General features: G+C 69.1%; 16 protein-coding genes and 2 tRNA genes. 5 read left to right on the top strand and 13 right to left on the bottom strand.

Annotated features, from left to right (window positions below; translation table 11 throughout):
* Positions 1–179: 179 nt before the first annotated feature.
* The 4 genes from ACZ49J_RS08670 to ACZ49J_RS08655 are packed head-to-tail and all read right to left on the bottom strand — an operon-like array spanning position 180 to position 2,592.
* Complete coding sequence (locus ACZ49J_RS08670; RefSeq protein WP_467446789.1) at positions 180–818, bottom strand: aminodeoxychorismate/anthranilate synthase component II; 639 nt, start codon at positions 816–818, stop codon at positions 180–182.
* Complete coding sequence (locus ACZ49J_RS08665) at positions 815–1,021, bottom strand: hypothetical protein (protein WP_467447221.1); 207 nt, start codon at positions 1,019–1,021, stop codon at positions 815–817. The genes ACZ49J_RS08670 and ACZ49J_RS08665 overlap by 4 nt, the downstream gene beginning before the upstream one ends.
* A 9-nt stretch (positions 1,022–1,030) precedes the next feature.
* Positions 1,031–1,753, bottom strand: coding sequence for a class E sortase (locus ACZ49J_RS08660; RefSeq protein WP_467446788.1), 723 nt, complete (start codon positions 1,751–1,753; stop codon positions 1,031–1,033).
* A gap of 26 nt (positions 1,754–1,779) precedes the next feature.
* Positions 1,780–2,592, bottom strand: a complete 813-nt coding sequence (locus ACZ49J_RS08655) for a DUF881 domain-containing protein (RefSeq protein WP_467446787.1) — start codon at positions 2,590–2,592, stop codon at positions 1,780–1,782.
* 143 nt (positions 2,593–2,735) lie between these two features.
* Here ACZ49J_RS08655 and crgA point away from each other — a divergent pair, with 143 nt between their 5' ends.
* Positions 2,736–2,990, top strand: coding sequence for a cell division protein CrgA (gene crgA, locus ACZ49J_RS08650; protein ID WP_467446786.1), 255 nt, complete (start codon positions 2,736–2,738; stop codon positions 2,988–2,990).
* Between the two features lie 312 nt (positions 2,991–3,302).
* On the opposite strand, the gene ACZ49J_RS08645 is transcribed toward crgA, so the two are convergent.
* Together ACZ49J_RS08645 and ACZ49J_RS08640 are read right to left on the bottom strand one after the other, a co-directional pair.
* Positions 3,303–4,217 carry a rhomboid family intramembrane serine protease gene (locus ACZ49J_RS08645; RefSeq protein ID WP_467447192.1) on the bottom strand — a complete coding sequence of 305 codons (915 nt, stop codon included), beginning with the start codon at positions 4,215–4,217 and terminating at the stop codon, positions 3,303–3,305.
* A gap of 179 nt (positions 4,218–4,396) precedes the next feature.
* Positions 4,397–4,930, bottom strand: a complete 534-nt coding sequence (locus ACZ49J_RS08640; RefSeq protein WP_467446785.1) for a peptidylprolyl isomerase — start codon at positions 4,928–4,930, stop codon at positions 4,397–4,399.
* A 523-nt stretch (positions 4,931–5,453) separates the two neighbouring features.
* Between ACZ49J_RS08640 and ACZ49J_RS08635 the strand changes: the two genes are divergently transcribed.
* Positions 5,454–6,155 (top strand): DUF5324 family protein, encoded by a 702-nt coding sequence (locus ACZ49J_RS08635; RefSeq protein ID WP_467446784.1) that lies wholly within the window; start codon positions 5,454–5,456, stop codon positions 6,153–6,155.
* Between the two features lie 410 nt (positions 6,156–6,565).
* Here ACZ49J_RS08635 and ACZ49J_RS08630 read toward each other — a convergent pair.
* A tRNA-Ala gene (locus tag ACZ49J_RS08630) sits at positions 6,566–6,638 on the bottom strand.
* 182 nt (positions 6,639–6,820) lie between these two features.
* On the opposite strand from ACZ49J_RS08630, the gene ACZ49J_RS08625 reads away from it, so the two are divergent.
* Together ACZ49J_RS08625 and ACZ49J_RS08620 are read left to right on the top strand one after the other, a co-directional pair.
* Positions 6,821–7,369 carry a helix-turn-helix domain-containing protein gene (locus tag ACZ49J_RS08625; RefSeq protein ID WP_467446783.1) on the top strand — a complete coding sequence of 183 codons (549 nt, stop codon included), beginning with the start codon at positions 6,821–6,823 and terminating at the stop codon, positions 7,367–7,369.
* Positions 7,370–7,777: 408 nt separating this feature from the next.
* Complete coding sequence (locus tag ACZ49J_RS08620; RefSeq protein ID WP_467446782.1) at positions 7,778–9,679, top strand: serine/threonine-protein kinase; 1,902 nt, start codon at positions 7,778–7,780, stop codon at positions 9,677–9,679.
* A 16-nt stretch (positions 9,680–9,695) separates the two neighbouring features.
* Here ACZ49J_RS08620 and ACZ49J_RS08615 read toward each other — a convergent pair whose 3' ends face one another.
* Positions 9,696–11,195: a hypothetical protein gene (locus ACZ49J_RS08615; RefSeq protein ID WP_467446781.1), complete on the bottom strand. Its 1,500-nt coding sequence runs from the start codon at positions 11,193–11,195 to the stop codon at positions 9,696–9,698.
* Between the two features lie 241 nt (positions 11,196–11,436).
* Positions 11,437–11,565, bottom strand: a complete 129-nt coding sequence (locus ACZ49J_RS08610; protein WP_003999697.1) for a DLW-39 family protein — start codon at positions 11,563–11,565, stop codon at positions 11,437–11,439.
* A 337-nt stretch (positions 11,566–11,902) separates the two neighbouring features.
* Between ACZ49J_RS08610 and ACZ49J_RS08605 the strand changes: the two genes are divergently transcribed.
* Complete coding sequence (locus ACZ49J_RS08605) at positions 11,903–12,241, top strand: DUF6344 domain-containing protein (RefSeq protein WP_467446780.1); 339 nt, start codon at positions 11,903–11,905, stop codon at positions 12,239–12,241.
* Positions 12,242–12,356: 115 nt separating this feature from the next.
* On the opposite strand, the gene ACZ49J_RS08600 is transcribed toward ACZ49J_RS08605, so the two are convergent.
* From ACZ49J_RS08600 to gyrA, 4 genes are all read right to left on the bottom strand, one after another.
* Positions 12,357–12,710, bottom strand: a complete 354-nt coding sequence (locus tag ACZ49J_RS08600; protein ID WP_467446779.1) for a VOC family protein — start codon at positions 12,708–12,710, stop codon at positions 12,357–12,359.
* A 113-nt stretch (positions 12,711–12,823) separates the two neighbouring features.
* A tRNA-Ile gene (locus ACZ49J_RS08595) sits at positions 12,824–12,900 on the bottom strand.
* Between the two features lie 153 nt (positions 12,901–13,053).
* Complete coding sequence (locus ACZ49J_RS08590; protein ID WP_467446778.1) at positions 13,054–13,926, bottom strand: DUF3566 domain-containing protein; 873 nt, start codon at positions 13,924–13,926, stop codon at positions 13,054–13,056.
* A gap of 18 nt (positions 13,927–13,944) precedes the next feature.
* Positions 13,945–16,557, bottom strand: coding sequence for a DNA gyrase subunit A (gene gyrA, locus ACZ49J_RS08585; protein WP_467446777.1), 2,613 nt, complete (start codon positions 16,555–16,557; stop codon positions 13,945–13,947).
* Between the last annotated feature and the right edge of the window lie 22 nt (positions 16,558–16,579).

Below are 16,579 nucleotides of genomic sequence, written 5' to 3'. Positions count from 1 at the left end.
GGACCAGTCGGTGGTTACGCCCGGCAGAGGGTCCGTCAGCGGGTCCGACAGGCCCTCGACCGCGGCCTGGAACGCGCCCGTGTCGAAACCGTCGAAGGTCTCCGCCTCGAACGCGTCGGCTCCCCCGTACGCGGCCTCGCCGCCGTAGGGGGAGCTGTCACGCTCGGGGCGCAGCGCCGTCACGCCGTGGCCCTGCCCACGACCGGCGCGAGCCCGGACGACCGGGCCACTGCCTCCCGGTCCCCGCACTCCACCAGCCAGTTGGCGAGCATCCGGTGCCCGTGCTCCGTCAGCACCGACTCGGGATGGAACTGCACACCCTCGACCGCGAGTTCACGATGCCTGAGCCCCATGATGATGCCGTCGTGCGTGCGCGCGGTGACCTCCAGCTCGGCCGGCACGGTCGCCGGCTCCGCCGCCAGCGAGTGGTAGCGCGTCGCCGTGAACGGAGACGGCAGGCCGGCGAAGACGCCCCTGCCCTCGTGCTCCACCAACGACGTCTTGCCGTGCAGCAGTTCGGGCGCCCGGTCCACGACACCGCCGTACGCCACCTGCATCGACTGCATCCCGAGGCACACCCCGAAAACCGGCACACCGGTCGCCGCACAGTGGCGGACCATGTCGACGCAGACACCCGCCTCCTCCGGCGTGCCCGGCCCCGGCGACAGCAGCACACCGTCGAAACCGTCCTGCGCGTGCGAGGTCGCCACGTCGTCGTTGCGCAGCACCTCGCACTCCGCACCCAGTTGGTACAGGTACTGGACCAGGTTGAAGACGAAGCTGTCGTAGTTGTCGACGACGAGAATCCGGGCACTCACTGGTCGTTCACCGTCACATCGTTGAAGGGCAACAGGGGCTCGGCCCAGGGAAAGACGTACTGGAAAAGGACATAGACCACGGCCAGGATCAGGACGACGGAAATCAACGCCCTCACCCATGCGTTCCCCGGCAGATGCCGCCAGATCCAGCCGTACATGCCGTCCCTTCCCTCACACCACGGCACCAGACTCACGCCGTTCACGCCTCCAGACTAACGGCGCAACGCCTCCGGTTTCCCAGCCTCCACAGGCTGTGTGGAGTCAAGATGAGCCCACACGATCAGCCGGTGGCTGTGCCCCCACTCCGGTTCACAGGTGGTCAGCGTCAGATAACGACCCGGGCGGGTGTACCCGGACTTACGTGGGACAGGGTCGATCACCTCAATGTCCGAGGGCAGCGTTTTGTACGGTCCTTTGTCGATCCGATAGGTGAACCAGGTCGTCCCGTCGGTCAGGACCACCGCGTCACCGGCCCGCAGCTTCGGGAAGTCCTTGAAAGGATCACCGTACGTACGCCGGTGACCGGCCACCGAGAAGTTCCCCTTCTGCCCCAGCCGTGCCGTGTTCGCGTAGTGGCCGAGCCCCTTCTTGAGGGTGTTCACCCCCGTGCCCTCGAGCACGGGCTTGTTCCACGTGAAACCAAGACGCGGGATGTACATCAGGGCGAAGGGCTCCCCGGCCTTGTACGGGCCGGGCGCGGCCGGAGCGGCCGAACCACCCGGCACCGCCGACTCCCCGGGCGCCGCCGAGCCTCCGGGCGCCGGCGAGGGCTTCACCTCCCCCCTCGCCCACTGCTCCTGGAGCCGGTCGACCTGCCGGTCCATCGCGCTGTCGGCCTTCACACCCGTCCAGAACAGCACGTAGGCCACGAACAGAACGATCAGGGCACCCACGGTGATGCACAGCTCGCTGACCGTCCTGACGATCATCCGCACCGACACAGAGAGTCCCCCAGCGGCAGCTACTCCACAGGTTTCGCGTAGTGCAGATCCACTGTGCCCGAGTAGCCGGGAAGAGTCACCGTCCCGTCCTCGGTGACTTTCCAGCCGAGCCCGTAGACATTGACGTACACCATGTAGTTCTGGATCGCGGGGGAGGCGGTGAGGGCCTTCTGCAGCTTCTCCGGGTCGCCGACCGCCTGGATCGTGTACGGGGGCGAGTAGACGCGGCCCTGAAGGATCAGCGTGTTGCCGACACAGCGCACGGCACTGGTGGAGATCAGCCGCTGGTCCATGACCTTGATGCCCTTGGCGCCTCCCTGCCACAGGGCGTTCACCACGGCCTGGAGATCCTGCTGGTGGATGACCAGGTAGTCGGGCTGCGGCTCCGGGTAGCCGGGCAGCTTGGCCGTGGCGTCCGGCGGGGCGTCGTTGAGGGTCACCGTGATGGCCTCGCCCTTGAGCTTCTGGGTGCCCGCGTTCTTCTCCAGCGCCTTCAGCTTGGCGTCCTCCGCCTCCGTGCTGCCGTTGTCACGCTCGGCGAGGGCCTCCACGTCGTCCCGGAGGGCCGCGTTCGACTCATCCAGCTGACCGTTCTTCTGGCTGCGTTCGTGGATGAGGTCGGACAGCTTCAGCAGGGAAGTGTCGGTACGGATGTTGGTGCCCTTGGCCGTGTTGAAGCTCGTGAAGAAGATCAGCCCGGCGAGGGCGAACACGGCGACGGTGAGCACCCGCACCGGCGGGAAACGGCGCGGCGCGGGCTGTTCGGCCCGGCCGGAATCCTTCGTGGGCGGGGTGCCCTGACCCGATCCGGGTGTGTCGGCGGAATTGCTCAACGTACCCTTATCTCCTTCGGCGCCGCGGAAGCACTACGCTAACGGACGCCCGGGGGAGCATTCAGTGTCCCCTTGTACGCTGCCCCGGAGCCCGCCCCCAGTTCCCTGCGCGGCCACGCAGCGCATCGACAGGAGAGACCCTCGTGCCGAAGTCACGTATCCGCAAGAAGGCCGACTACACCCCGCCGCCGACCAAGCAGGCGACGAACATCAAGCTGGACAGCCGCGGCTGGGTGGCCCCCGTCATGCTGGCCATGTTCCTCATCGGCCTCGCCTGGATCGTCGTCTTCTATGTCACCGACGGCTCGCTGCCCATCGACTCGCTGGGCAACTGGAACATCGTGGTCGGCTTCGGGTTCATCGCGGCGGGATTCGGCGTCTCCACCCAGTGGAAGTAGTGCTCCGGCGCAGGTGACGCACGGGTCGCCACCTGGTGGACCCAGTTCTGCCCAGGACTATCCACTGAGTTATCCACAGGCGTTATCCACACGGGGTGGAAAAGAAAAGACGATCTGTGGATAACCCATCGGGCGTTGACGCCGGTACGACTGGCACACCGCCACCCGCAAGTACGTTCGCCCCCTGCCTCACCTGCGGAAACGCAGGTGAGCGACAGGGGGCACAGCTGTTCCCGCACGGTATGCACAAGATCCGCCACCGTCTGTGGACAACAGGCCACGACCATGACCACGACCGGGCCGAGCGGCCCCTCAGGTGAGCTGAGCCGTTCTGACCAGCGTCATGACCACCACGGCGACCAGCACGAGGGCGCAGGCGCCGTACTGGATCAGGGCGCGGCGCTCGCGTGGTGCGTGGACCATCGCGTAGCCGATCACGACGCCGCCGACGAGGCCGCCGACATGGGCCTGCCAGGAGATGTTGAACGCCGGGTTGAAGGTGAAGATCAGATTGATCACCAGGAGCGCGACGATCGGCCGCATGTCGTAGCGGAGCCGGCGCATGAGGACGGCGGTGGCGCCGAAGAGTCCGAAGATGGCGCCGGAGGCGCCGAGTGAGGGCTGGTTGGCATCGGCGATCAGATAGGTGAGGGCGCTGCCCGCGAGGCCGGACACCATATAGAGGGTGAGGTAGCGGGCGCGGCCCAGTGCTGCTTCCAGGGGCCCGCCGATCCACCAGAGGCTGAGCATGTTGAACATGATGTGGACGTAGCCGCTGTGCAGGAACATCGCTGTCAGCAGGCGGTACCACTGTCCGTCGGCGACTCCTTCGATCGAGCGGAGTTCCGGTACGTAGGCCAGGCCGATGAGGTCGAAGCGGTCGGTGAAGCGGTCGCCGAGGGAGAGCTGGAGCAGGAAGATCAGCAGGTTGATGCCGAGGAGGGCTTTGGTGAGGAGCCGCGGGTCGGCGGTGACGGTGCCGCCCGCGAGGGTGCGTGGCTGGGAGGCGTTCGGGGCGTGGCCCGTGCCGGAGCCGTCGCGGACGCATTCGGGGCACTGGAAACCCACGGAGGCGCTCACCATGCACTCCGGGCAGATGGGCCGCTCGCAGCGGGTGCAGCGCACTCCGGTCTCGCGGTCCGGGTGCCGGTAGCAGCCGGGCAGGCTGTGGGCGTCCTGCGGGCCCTGGTTGTGCGGGCCCTGCGGGTTGCCCGGCGCCTGGTCCACCATGGGGGTCCCCTCATCTCCGTACGTCGGCAGGCGGCGGGCGCACGAGGGTCCGTACGCGCAACGTCGCGCCCCGCTCATCCTTACGGTTGAGCGGGGCGATTGGTTCCCCTCGGGCTGTGCGAGCCCTTCGGGGGTGCCGCGCGCTGTGCGGGCCGGGCCCTGGCGGGCGTCGGGGCTCAGCCCTGCCGGGTCTCGACGACGACGGACTCGATGACGACGTCGTTGACCGGGCGGTCGGTGCGGGGGTTGGTCTGGGTGGTCGCGATGGCGTCCACGACCTTCTGGCTGGAGGCGTCGAGGACCTCGCCGAAGATGGTGTGCTTGCGGTTCAGCCAGGCCGTCGGGGAGACGGTGATGAAGAACTGCGAGCCGTTGGTGCCCGGGCCGGCGTTTGCCATGGCCAGCAGGTAGGGCTTGTCGAAGGCGAGGTCCGGGTGGAACTCGTCCTCGAACTGGTAGCCGGGGCCGCCGGTGCCGTTGCCCAGGGGGTCTCCGCCCTGGATCATGAATCCACTGATCACCCGGTGGAAGACCGTGCCGTCGTAGAGCCTGTCCGTGGACTTCTTGCCGGTTGCCGGGTTGGTCCACTCACGCTCGCCCTGGGCGAGCTCGACGAAGTTCCGGACCGTCTTGGGCGCGTGGTTCGGCAGCAGCCGCACCTCGATGTCGCCTTGGTTGGTCTTCAGGGTGGCGTAAAGCTGCTCAGCCACGATCTGCCTTCCGTTGTCCCTTTGTGACTCCCCTGATCCTCGCACGGACGGCGCCAGGCGTCGCCCGGCCACCACATCCGAGCGAATATCCGGGGCTCGCGCTTGCGGTTACGGGAAGTGGTACGTCCTGATTCCCTGGTCGTACTCGCTGAAAACCGGTCGAGTCGCCACGGACGGGAGCGCGTCACGGCGATCCGTGGCATTGTCGTCGTCAAGCGGCTGTTGCCCCGCATTCATCCGCTATTGCACGGATCGTCGCTCGTGACCCATCACCCACTCGGGCCGCATCCGTACCTGACCCGCACCGAACCCTCATGGACATCTCACAGAATCGGTAACGGACTCGGCACCGACCTCGTGTCGGGGCCTCGGCACCCGACCCGCACGATCGCGTCCGAGCCCGCCTGGGTACCCGGATGTGACCCGGATGCCTGTCCGCACATGCCCAGGAGCGTTTGGACAGGCATGATCCGTAAAAGGGTGGAAAGTCGAATTACCATACGCCACCGAGGAGGAGGATCCCGTGACCCGCAAAGACAGCGTGCGCGCAGCGGCCGAGTCGGCGAAGGGCAGCGTGCGGCACGCCGCGGAAGTGGTGGCGCCCTACGCCGACACCGCCAAGGACAGGGCCGTGCACTACTCGCACGAGGCGCGTGTGCGGCTCGCGCCGAAGGTGTCGCAGGCCGCGGAACAGGCTCGCCACCAGTACGGCGCCCATGTGGCTCCGCGACTGGAGCAGGCCCGTTCACACGTGCCGCCGAAGGTCGACCAGGCGGCCCATGAGGCCGCCCTCAGGACGCGCAAGGCGGCTCGGCAGGCCGCCGTGTACACCGCGCCTCGCGTGGAGCGGGCCGTGGCCGCGGCCGGGCCCGCCCGGGTGGAGGCGGCGTCCCGCGGCGCCGCGGCGGTGGCCGCGTTGCGCGGGCAGGTCTCGTCCCGGCAGATCCAGAAGCTGGTGCGCCGGCAGCAGCGGCGGGCCAGGGCCGGCCGGGTCGCCAAGCGGCTGGCCGTGCTGGGTGCCCTGGCGGGCGGCGCCTTCGCCGCCTGGAAGTGGTGGGACAAGCAGGCCAACCCCGACTGGCTCGTCGAGCCGCCCGCCGCCACCGAGGTTCCCGACAGCGGTCGTCTCGCGTCGGTCGACGGCAGCGGTCAGTCCGTCCTGGACCCCGAGGTGCAGGCCAAGGAGGCGGAGGAGGAAGCGGCGGACAAGGACGACCGCCGCTGATCCGACACCGGGCGCAGCCACTCCTCATCCCACGACGCCAGTCCGTCCGCTGGCGCGCGACAGCGCTGTGGGGCAGAAGACTTGAGGTTCTTCTGCCCCACAGCGCTGTTTCACGTGGAACATCCCTCAAGGGCATCCCTCAAGCGGAATACATTGATCCGGTTGCGGAGAGCGGCTTTCATATTTCTCCGTCCCTGATGTGACCCAAAACACGGTTTTCGCTACTGCGCACGTCAGGGCGCCGGCTCCCGCCTCACCTCGGCATATGCCCCGCGCCGCCTCCACCAGCACAGACACGATCGCGACGGCCGCCCGGACGACCGTGTGCGCGCCGGTTCTGGTTCCGGTGCCGGGCCGTACAAGAAGAACCGGCCTGGTCGTCGCAGGACGACCAGGCCGGTCATGTGGTGTGGAGCCTAGGGGAGTCGAACCCCTGACATCTGCCATGCAAAGACAGCGCTCTACCAACTGAGCTAAGGCCCCGGAAGGGAAGCGTCCGCCCGGTGGATTCCGCCACCGGAAGGTGCCGCAGACCAGAGTAGCGGGTCACCCCCGGGATCTCGCAAAAAGATTGGGGGTCCCCGTGAACGACCACTCTCCGTAAGATGCTCGTCGTGGTTCGCTACAGCGAACCGCGGTATTTGGGGAAGCGATGGGGAGACGCAATGGACGCCGCACAGCAGGAAGCGACCGCAAGAGCCCGGGAGCTGCAGCGGAACTGGTACGGAGAGCCGTTGGGGGCGCTCTTCCGTAGGCTCATCGACGACCTGGGTCTCAACCAGGCTCGTCTCGCGGGGGTGCTGGGTCTGTCCGCGCCGATGCTGTCGCAGCTGATGAGCGGTCAGCGCGCCAAGATCGGAAATCCTGCGGTGGTCCAGCGGGTTCAGCTGCTGCAGGACCTGGCGGGGCAGGTCGCCGACGGCAGCGTGAGCGCCGCCGAGGCGACCGAGCGCATGGACGAGATCAAGAAGTCGCAGGGGGGCTCGGTGCTCAACAACACCACGCAGTCGACGACGAGTTCGGGGGCGCCCACGGTCAAGCGGGTGGTCCGCGAGATCCAGTCGCTGCTGCGCTCGGTGGCGGCGGCCGGAGACATCATCGAGGCGGCCGACACTCTCGCCCCGACCCACCCGGAACTGGCAGAGTTCCTCCGGGTGTACGGCGCCGGCCGCACCTCCGACGCGGTCGCCCACTACCAGGCCCACCAGAGCTGAGCCGGATTCCCGGTCGCCGAAGGGGGTCGGCGACCGGGACGACGGCCGAGGGGGAGCCGGGGGAAGCCGAGGGGGAGCCGGGGGAATTCGGGGGAAGTGAGTCGGAGGGGGAGGAAGTCGAGGGCGGGAGCAGCGGCAGCATCAGCCGGAGCGCGAACACGGCACAGGAGCCGAACAGAACAGGAGCGGAACAGGAGCCGGCGCACGAGCTCGCACACGAGCCGGCTCGGGAGCCCGCAGCGAGGGTCAGGAAGCGGGCGGCTCAGGCGGTGCGGAACCCGGGACGCCGCATGAGCCGTGTCAGGGCAGGGAAGCCGGATATCCGGAGCACCGAGCGGGCCGAAGGGAGCCGGCGCCCGCCCGGGGAACCAGTCGAGGGGGGAGCCGAAGGGGGAGCGACGCACAACCATGGGTGAGGTCTTCGCCGGCCGGTACGAACTGGTCGACCCGGTCGGACGCGGAGGAGTCGGCGCCGTCTGGCGTGCCTGGGACCACCGTCGGCGCCGCTATGTGGCGGCCAAGGTCCTGCAGCAGCGCGACGCGCACTCCCTGCTGCGCTTCGTACGGGAGCAGGCCCTGCGGATCGATCACCCTCATGTGCTGGCGCCCACCAGCTGGGCCGCCGACGACGACCAGGTCCTGTTCACCATGGAGCTGGTCACCGGAGGCTCACTGGTCAACCTGGTCAACGACTACGGCCCTCTGCCGCACGGCTTCGTCTGCACCCTGCTCGACCAGCTCCTCTCCGGGCTCGCCGCGGTGCACGCGGAGGACGTCGTGCACCGCGACATCAAGCCCGCGAACGTCCTGTTGGAGGCCACGGGAACGGCCCGGCCACACCTGCGCCTGTCCGACTTCGGCATCGCCATGCGCCTGGGCGAACCGCGGCTGACCGAGACCAACTACGTGGTGGGGACGCCCGGTTACTTCGCGCCCGAGCAGATGCTGGGCTCCGAACCGGACTTCCCCGCCGATCTGTTCGCCGTGGGCCTGGTCGCCCTCTACCTCCTCGAGGGTGCGAAACCTGATGCCAGGGCGCTCATCGAGTACTTCGCCGACAACGGCACACCGGGGCCTCCGAAGGGCATCCCGGAACCCTTGTGGCAGGTCGTCGCCACGCTTCTGCAGCCCGACCCCGCCGCCCGCTTCCGTACGGCCACGGGTGCCCGCAAGGCCCTCGCCTCCGCCGCCGAACTCCTCCCCGGGCCCGGCCCGGACGACGAGCTGGTGGAGGTCTTCGACCAACTCGGCCCGCTTCCCGAGGGGTTCGGTCCAAACGGGCCCGTGCGGAGGGCGTCGGGACTGGACACGGCCGGGGGCGGCGGCACCAGCGCGAACACACTCGGAGGCTCGGGCACAAGCACCGGTACCCCGTCCTGGCGGGCGGTTACGGGCGCCGACGTGCCACCGTCGCAGTCGAACCCGGGCGTCATACCGCCGGACGGCACGGGCGTCATACCGCCGGGTGGCGCGAGTGCCATGCCGTCGGGCGGCGCGGATGTCACGCCGATGCCGCCCCACGCCCCGCCGTCGGTCACGGCGGGCGACGGCCCGGGAGCCGTACCGCTGCCTCCCTCACCGGGCTTCGTGCCCCGGCCTCCGTCCACGCCCCCGCCCATACCCCGGAGCGCGCCGTCTCCGGCCGGCTCAGGCGGTGTGCCGTGGGAGCACGGGGCGGCTACGGGACCCCAGGAACGCCCGTTCGAGCCCGTACGGACGGAGAGTGCCGCGGGTGCCGTATCCCCGGAAGCCGCGCCGCTAGCCGTACCACCGGAGTCCGCGCCCCTCGCCGTACCCCCGCGCCCCGAGCACGACCCCGAGCCCGTGCGGCCGTCCACGATGTCGGACACCGGTAGCTTCCATCTCCCGCCGCCGCAGGGCCAGGTGCCCTCCGTGCCTGTCCCCGTACAGGCGCCGACGCGGGACGCGGAGCACCACGAACCGCACCCTGCTCACCAGCAGCCCGAGCAGCCGTCCGCTCCTTCCACACCGACCGCCACACCGACCGCGCTGTCGGCCCAGGTCCTCGGCCCCGCGCCGCACCACTCCGAGCCCGCGCCTGCCCCCCGGCCGCACGCTCCCTGGAGCGGCCTGCCCACCGGCAGCGCCCCGCAGGCTCCGACGACCGCGGTGCGGCAGCACGCTCATGTCTCCACTGATCCGCACGCCGCGCGGCCCCCTCAGCAGTCACGCCGGTCGAGGAGAATCGCACGACGCCGTCCGGGTCCGCCCGCCAAGGTGGCCGTACCGGTCGTCCTGCTGGCCCTGGCCTGCTTCGCGGTGGGTTTCTGGGCCCTGGCCCACCTCTGACCGACACGGCCCCGTGCTACTCCCGTGACGCCCCGTGCCCACTCCTGCTCAGAGCCGCCGCCCGCCGCCGGGCCAGGACCACCCACAGGCCGAGCCACAGGAGCAGCAGGCTGCCGGTACCGATGCCGCCCGCGGCGACCGCTTTCATCGCGGCGGGGTCGTCTGTGATGCCCCGAGTGTCCTGCGAGGCCTTCGTACTCCCGGACCGGGCGGCGTCCTCGGCGTCGGCGCGAGAGTCTCCACTGTCCACCGACGCGCTCCTGGCCGCCTCCCGGTCCTCGGCTGTGACCTCGAACACGCCTCTCGGTTCGGAGTCCACCGGATAGTCCGGCCCCTCGGCCGCCGATCCGGCCACCCGTACCCGGAGCGTCAGCCCGAAGGGCCCGTCGCCGAACCGGTCGGCGACGGTGGCCCCGAGATGGACGGCGAGGTAGTACCAGCCGGCGAACCGCATGCCGCTCGTCTCGTCGGCGGCGGCGAAGCGGTTGCCGTAGCGGACGGGAGGCAGCGGGTCCAGGTCCACGGACCTCTGACGGCCGTCGTAGCCGGCCGTCGCGTCGTCCACGGATCCGCGTACGGGGTTGTGGAGGGACATGACCAGCGCGTTGCCGACGTAGCCGTCGCCGTTCCCGTCGGCACTGCCCAGCTCGGCCGTGACGTACAGCTGCTGTCCCCAGTCGACGGGCACCTTGTAGTAGAGGGTCTGCCCGGCCCGTATGCCGTCCGTGTCCTCCCAGACTCCTTGGGCCACCGGGCTCGCCGTCGTGAAGCCAGTACCGCCCTTACGGCGCTTGGTGTCGCCCGTGACGGCCTCGGGCTGCGCGGAGTCCCATGGCTCGGGTCGGCTCGTGGTGCCGGGCTGTTTCACGGCGGGCTCCAGCACGTAGCCGAGCTCCAGTCCCCAGGCTTCCTCGTCGTCCGACGACCCCTGGGTGCCCTGCGTGCCGGGGGTTGCTTGGGTGCCCCCGCTGGGGGTGACCGTCCCGACGCGCTCGACGAGCAGGTAGTACGTTCCGGCCTCCTGGCACATGTAGGGGTCGCGGCCGATCTGGCGCGACGCCCAGGCGGTGACGGGGTGCGGGTCGGCGGTGGTCCCGAAGCGCGCGGTCTCGGAGGAGCACCGGTGGCCGTCGGCGTCCTGCACGGTCACCTTGACGCCCTCCGCCGAGGCGACCGTCGTCCCGGGCCCGGGTACGGCCGTGGCGGAGACGTACGCGTTGGCGTCGGCGCCGAGTTCGAGGCGGTAGTAGAGCTTGCCGCCCTCGCGGATGGAGCCGCGGTACGTCTTCCCGGGCGCCAGGAGTGCGGCGGCCGTGGTGCTCGGCATGCCGTCGACCCTGATGGCGTCCTCGGCGTAGGTGTAGGCGTACGGGTCGGGCGTACCGGCTGCCATGCCCGGTGTGGGCAGCGCCGCCGTCACGCACAGAGCCGCTCCCACGGCTGCCAACGCTCGCCACCAGACCGTGCGCCGCCCCATCACGCGCCACCCCTCGTCGTAGCCCCGGACGCCGCCCATCCTGCCCCGCCGGAGGGCCTGCCACCCGCACTATGCGGACGCGGACCCATAACGGCCCTTCACGAAGATCCCCATTTTGCCTCCGCAACTGAATCAGTCACAGAAGCGAACAGGCCAGGTGATCAGACTGGGCGGTCAGGCTGGGCGGTGAGGCTGGGTGGCCAGGTCCGCCGAGAACACAAAACCCCGACCGCCTCGCGGTCGGGGTCTGCTCTGGGACTGATGTCAGTGCTGTCGGCACTCACGAACCCGTGGGCACGGAGTCAGTCGCCTCCGTCCACAGATCCTGCTCGGCGCGATCCGCCTGGATCTGGCGGTACACGAGGAGCCCGCCGATGGCGGCCAGTGCGACCAGGAGAAGCTTCTTCACCGCGCGACCTCGTCTTTCCTTGACGTAGGGGACCTCTGGCGCCCGACTATACACACCGATCGATATCGATCGGTGACCTACGTCGGCCTCCAACTCCCGCCCGGCACACCGCAGTAGACCGGACGGCGCTGTTCCGATGGCAGGCTGATCACACCACGCAGAGCGCGACATTCACAGGCAAACCACACTCGTTACCAACTTTGCCACTCCCGTGCGCCCATCCGGGTGCAGTTCATCTGAAGAGCGGCACGCGACGAGCGTCGATCCACCACTTCGCGGCCCACATACACATCATGAGGAAAGTACGCAAATCGCCCAACCCGAAAGTGAGGGGCTCATGGCCCGCAACCAGGTCAGGACGCTGTGGACCGCCGTCGTCACCGCCTTCCTCGCGCTGTGCACGGCGCTCGGACTCATCACGACCACGGCCTCGGCGGCAGTACCGCAGAGCGGGCCGGCCTGCAAGGGCATGCCGGACGCGACGGCACCGGCGTCTGTCCCCTGGATCGTGTCCTACGCCCGCTCTCTGCCCCCCACCATGAAGCAGCGCATCCGGGCCGAGGCCCACGGCGCCTCGCCGTCCTGCCGCCACCGCGCCCACAGCCAGGTCGTCGCGGACACCCCCGGCCCAGCCGCCGCCCTCGCCCTCCCACCGGGCACGGGCCCTCTGCCCTAGCGCCCCCTCCCCCTCAGCCACGGGCGGCCCGCGTACACCGCCACACACGCAGACCCCCAACCGTCCGGTTGGGGGTCTTCCGGCTGGTGGGGTCAGCAGGAACTCTCAGCGGTTCTCACTGACGCCGTTGGCCGAGAATGCAGAACTCGTTGCCCTCGGGGTCCGCCATGACGACCCACGACTGGTCACCCTGACCAATGTCGACACGCTTCGCGCCATGAGCCTCAAGGCGAGCCACCTCGGCGTCCTGGTCATCGGGCCTGAAGTCGAGATGCAGCCGGCTCTTGGCCTGCTTGCTCTCCTCGATGCGAACGAAATCCAGCCCAGGAAGGCGATCCGGCTCCGGGCGGATCTCGAACTCCTCATCCGAGGAGTGGACCACCACCCAGCCAAGAGCCTCGGCCCACCACTGCCCCAAGGCAACCGGATCCACCGAGTGAACGATTACCTGTTCCCATTCCAAGGTCATCTTGCGAGTCTAGGCCGACCGGGCTTCGGAAACAGGCGCTTGAAGCGCTTGGAGGGAGGCCGACCAACGACTGACAAAAACCCCCGGTCCTGGTGGACCGGGGGTCTTCTCGCTGGTGGGGCTAACAGGATTTGAACCTGTGGCCTCATCCTTATCAGGGATGCGCTCTAACCAACTGAGCTATAGCCCCGCCGCGCTCTGCGGTGTGTCCCGCGCGCTGACTCCTGAAGGTTAGCGCACGACCTGGGCAGTCCCAAAATCGATAGCCGGGGTGGGCCGGCCGGGTGCAGGGGGTGCCCGATGGAGTGATCGCGTGGCACCCCCATGGCAGCGTCCCGCGCGGTTACTCGTCCTCGGCCAGCGTGAGCTCCACGCCGCCCACAAAGCCCGCCGAGAGGTTGTAGATGAACGCGCCGAGCGTCGCGAGTGCCGTCGCGAGGACGACGTCGATGACAGCGATCACCGACGTGAACATCAGGACGTTCGGCAGGGACAGGAAGGCCTGCAGATCGAACCCGTTCGACTCGTTGGAGCCGGTGGCCTCGGAGATGGTGCCGCCCACCGTCGAGAAGACTCCCATCGCGTCCATGACCATCCACAGCACCGCCGACGCGACGATTGTGCAGATGCCGAGCGCGATGGAGAGCAGGAAGCTGACCTTCATCACGGACCACGGGTCGGCCTTGGCCACCCGCAGACGTGCCTTGCGGGTGCGGGGCATCGTGCGCGCACCCGTACGCGGCCGGCGAACGGCGCTGTCGGGCGCCTCCGCCGGGTAGGCCTGCGGCGGGTGGTAGGGGGCTGCCGCCTGCTGCGACTGCCGCTCACCCGGAAGCGGCGAGGCCGACGGCGTGGGCGCGGACGGCCGCTGGGCCGACGGCCCGGAGTTCGGCGGCGAGGCGGCCTGCTGCGGCGCGGGCCGTGCCTGCCGTTGGGCCTGCGGCTGCGGCTGTGCGCTCGGGCCGGCCGGACCCGCGCCGGCCTCGTACGGCCCGCTCTGCGAGCCTCGGGTGTCCGCCCCGGCTCTGCCCTGGGATCCAGCAGCGTCAGGCGAGCCGGACTCGGCCGCGTTCGGCTTGATCGCCTTCAGCTGGGTCGTGTGCGTGTCCGTCACACGCTCCTCCGTCACACGCTCGGCGGAGCCACGGCCGCCGTTCGTTTCCGTACCGGTGGAGGTACCGGTACCGGTCGATCCGGGGCCCGTGGCTCCGCTCACGATGACTCACTCCTCGCGCTACTCGGCCGAGGACGGCTCGCCCTCGTCCGTGCCGGTGGGCGCGACGGCTTCGGCCACCGGCTCGTCCACGGCGATGTCACCGTCGACCTCCTCGGCCTCGCGTCCCGCCTCGGCGTTACGTGCGATGCCGACGACGGCATCGCGCTTGCCCAGGTTGATCAGTTGGACGCCCATGGTGTCACGGCCCGTCTCCCTGACCTCGTTGACTCGCGTACGAATCACGCCGCCGCCCAGCGTGATGGCGAGGATCTCGTCGGTCTCCTCGACCACCAGCGCGCCGACGAGAGAACCGCGGTCCTCCACGATCTTGGCGGCCTTGATGCCGAGGCCGCCGCGACCCTGGACGCGGTACTCGTCGACGGCGGTCCGCTTCGCGTACCCGCCGTCGGTGGCAGTGAACACGAACGTACCGGTTCGAACAACATTCATCGAGAGCAGCTCGTCTCCCTCACGGAAGCTCATGCCCTTGACGCCCGAGGTGGCACGGCCCATGGGCCGCAGCGCGTCGTCGGTGGCCGTGAACCGGATGGACTGCGCCTTCTTGCTGATCAGAAGGATGTCGTCCTCCGCCGAAACGAGCTCGGCTCCGATCAGTTCGTCGTCGGAACCGTCCTCCTTCTCGCGAAGGTTGATCGCGATCACTCCGCCCGAGCGAGGCGAATCGTAATCCTTCAGAGGCGTCTTCTTCACCAGCCCGCCCTTCGTGGCGAGCACCAGGTACGGCGCCGCCTCGTAGTCGCGGATGGCGAGGATCTCGGCGATCGACTCGTCCGGCTGGAAGGCGAGGAGGTTCGCGACGTGCTGGCCGCGCGCGTCCCGGCCGGCGTCCGGCAGCTCGTACGCCTTGGCCCGGTACACGCGCCCCTTGTTGGTGAAGAACAGCAGCCAGTGGTGCGTCGTGGACACGAAGAAGTGGTCGACGATGTCGTCTTCCTTCAGCTTCGTGCCGCGGACGCCCTTGCCGCCGCGCTTCTGGGCGCGGTAGTCGTCGGTCTTGGTGCGCTTGACGTAGCCGCCGCGCGAGACCGTGACGACGATGTCCTCCTCGGCGATCAGGTCCTCGATGGACATGTCGCCGTCGTACGGGACGAGCTTGGTCTTGCGGTCGTCACCGTACTTCTCGACGATCGCGGCCAGTTCCTCGCTGACGATGCCGCGCTGGCGGGTCGGAGAGGCCAGGATCTCGTTGTACTCGCGGATCTTCGCCTGCAGTTCGTCGTGCTCCTGGACGATCTTCCGGCGCTCCAGGGCGGCCAGGCGGCGCAGCTGCATCTCCAGGATGGCGTTGGCCTGGATCTCGTCGATCTCCAGGAGGGTCATCAGGCCCTCGCGCGCGATCTCGACGGTGTCGCTGCGCCGGATCAGGGCGATGACCTCGTCGATGGCGTCCAGGGCCTTCAGCAGACCGCGCAGGATGTGCGCCCGCTCCTCGGCCTTGCGCAGCCGGAAGCGCGTACGGCGGACGATGACCTCGATCTGGTGCGTCACCCAGTGGCGGATGAACGCGTCCAGGGAAAGGGTCCGCGGCACGCCGTCGACCAGCGCCAGCATGTTGGCGCCGAAGTTCGTCTGCAGGTCGGTGTGCTTGTAGAGGTTGTTGAGGACGACCTTGGCGACCGCGTCCCGCTTGAGGACGATGACCAGGCGCTGGCCCGTACGGGACGAGGTCTCGTCACGGACGTCGGCGATGCCGCCGATCTTGCCGTCCTTCACGAGGTCGGCGATCTTCTGCGCGAGGTTGTCCGGGTTGACCTGGTAGGGCAGTTCCGTGACCACCAGGCACTGGCGGTTCTGGATCTCCTCGACCTCGACGACCGCGCGCATGGTGATGGAACCGCGGCCCGTGCGGTAGGCCTCCTCGATGCCCTTGCGGCCGACCACGAGGGCACCGGTCGGGAAGTCCGGGCCCTTGATGCGCTCGATCAGGGCGTCCAGGAGCTCCTCGTGGGAGGCCTCCGGGTTCTCCAGGTACCACTGGGCGCCGGCCGCGACCTCGCGCAGGTTGTGCGGCGGGATGTTGGTGGCCATGCCGACCGCGATACCGGCCGAACCGTTGATCAGCAGGTTCGGGAAGCGGGCCGGCAGGACGGTCGGCTCCTGGGAGCGGCCGTCGTAGTTGTCCGTGAAGTCGACGGTCTCCTCGTCGATGTCACGGACCATCTCCATCGACAGCGGCGCCATCTTGCACTCGGTGTAGCGCATGGCCGCCGCCGGGTCGTTGCCCGGAGAGCCGAAGTTGCCGTTGGAGTCCACCAGCGGCATGCGCATCGACCACGGCTGCGCGAGGCGGACCAGGGCGTCGTAGATCGAGGAGTCGCCGTGGGGGTGGTAGTTACCCATCACGTCGCCGACGACGCGGGCGCACTTGTAGAAGCCGCGCTCGGGGCGGTAGCCGCCGTCGTACATGGCGTACAGGACGCGGCGGTGGACGGGCTTCAGGCCGTCCCGTACGTCCGGCAGCGCGCGCGAGACGATGACGGACATCGCGTAGTCGAGGTACGAGCGCTGCATCTCCGTCTCGAGCCCGACGGGCTCGATGCGCAGGGTCGTCTCGCCGGCCTCTTCGGGCGTGACTGGGCCAGAAGAAAGATTGGGGGTCTCGTCGGCCATTGCTGGTGAAGATCCTTCCTGG

Source organism: Streptomyces sp. NPDC030840 (genome assembly GCF_055572015.1).
Note: the sequence above shows the minus strand (reverse complement) of the source record. Positions and strands in the feature narration are given on the sequence as shown.

Excerpts from the sequence above, each read along its gene's own strand:
- ACZ49J_RS08625 (WP_467446783.1), top strand. The coding sequence starts at position 6,821 with ATGGACGCCGCACAGCAGGAAGCGACCGCAAGAGCCCGGGAGCTGCAG.
- ACZ49J_RS08620 (WP_467446782.1), top strand. The coding sequence starts at position 7,778 with ATGGGTGAGGTCTTCGCCGGCCGGTACGAACTGGTCGACCCGGTCGGA.
- ACZ49J_RS08615 (WP_467446781.1), bottom strand. The coding sequence starts at position 11,195 with ATGGGCGGCGTCCGGGGCTACGACGAGGGGTGGCGCGTGATGGGGCGG.
- ACZ49J_RS08605 (WP_467446780.1), top strand. The coding sequence starts at position 11,903 with ATGGCCCGCAACCAGGTCAGGACGCTGTGGACCGCCGTCGTCACCGCC.
- ACZ49J_RS08600 (WP_467446779.1), bottom strand. The coding sequence starts at position 12,710 with ATGACCTTGGAATGGGAACAGGTAATCGTTCACTCGGTGGATCCGGTT.
- gyrA (WP_467446777.1), bottom strand. The coding sequence starts at position 16,557 with ATGGCCGACGAGACCCCCAATCTTTCTTCTGGCCCAGTCACGCCCGAA.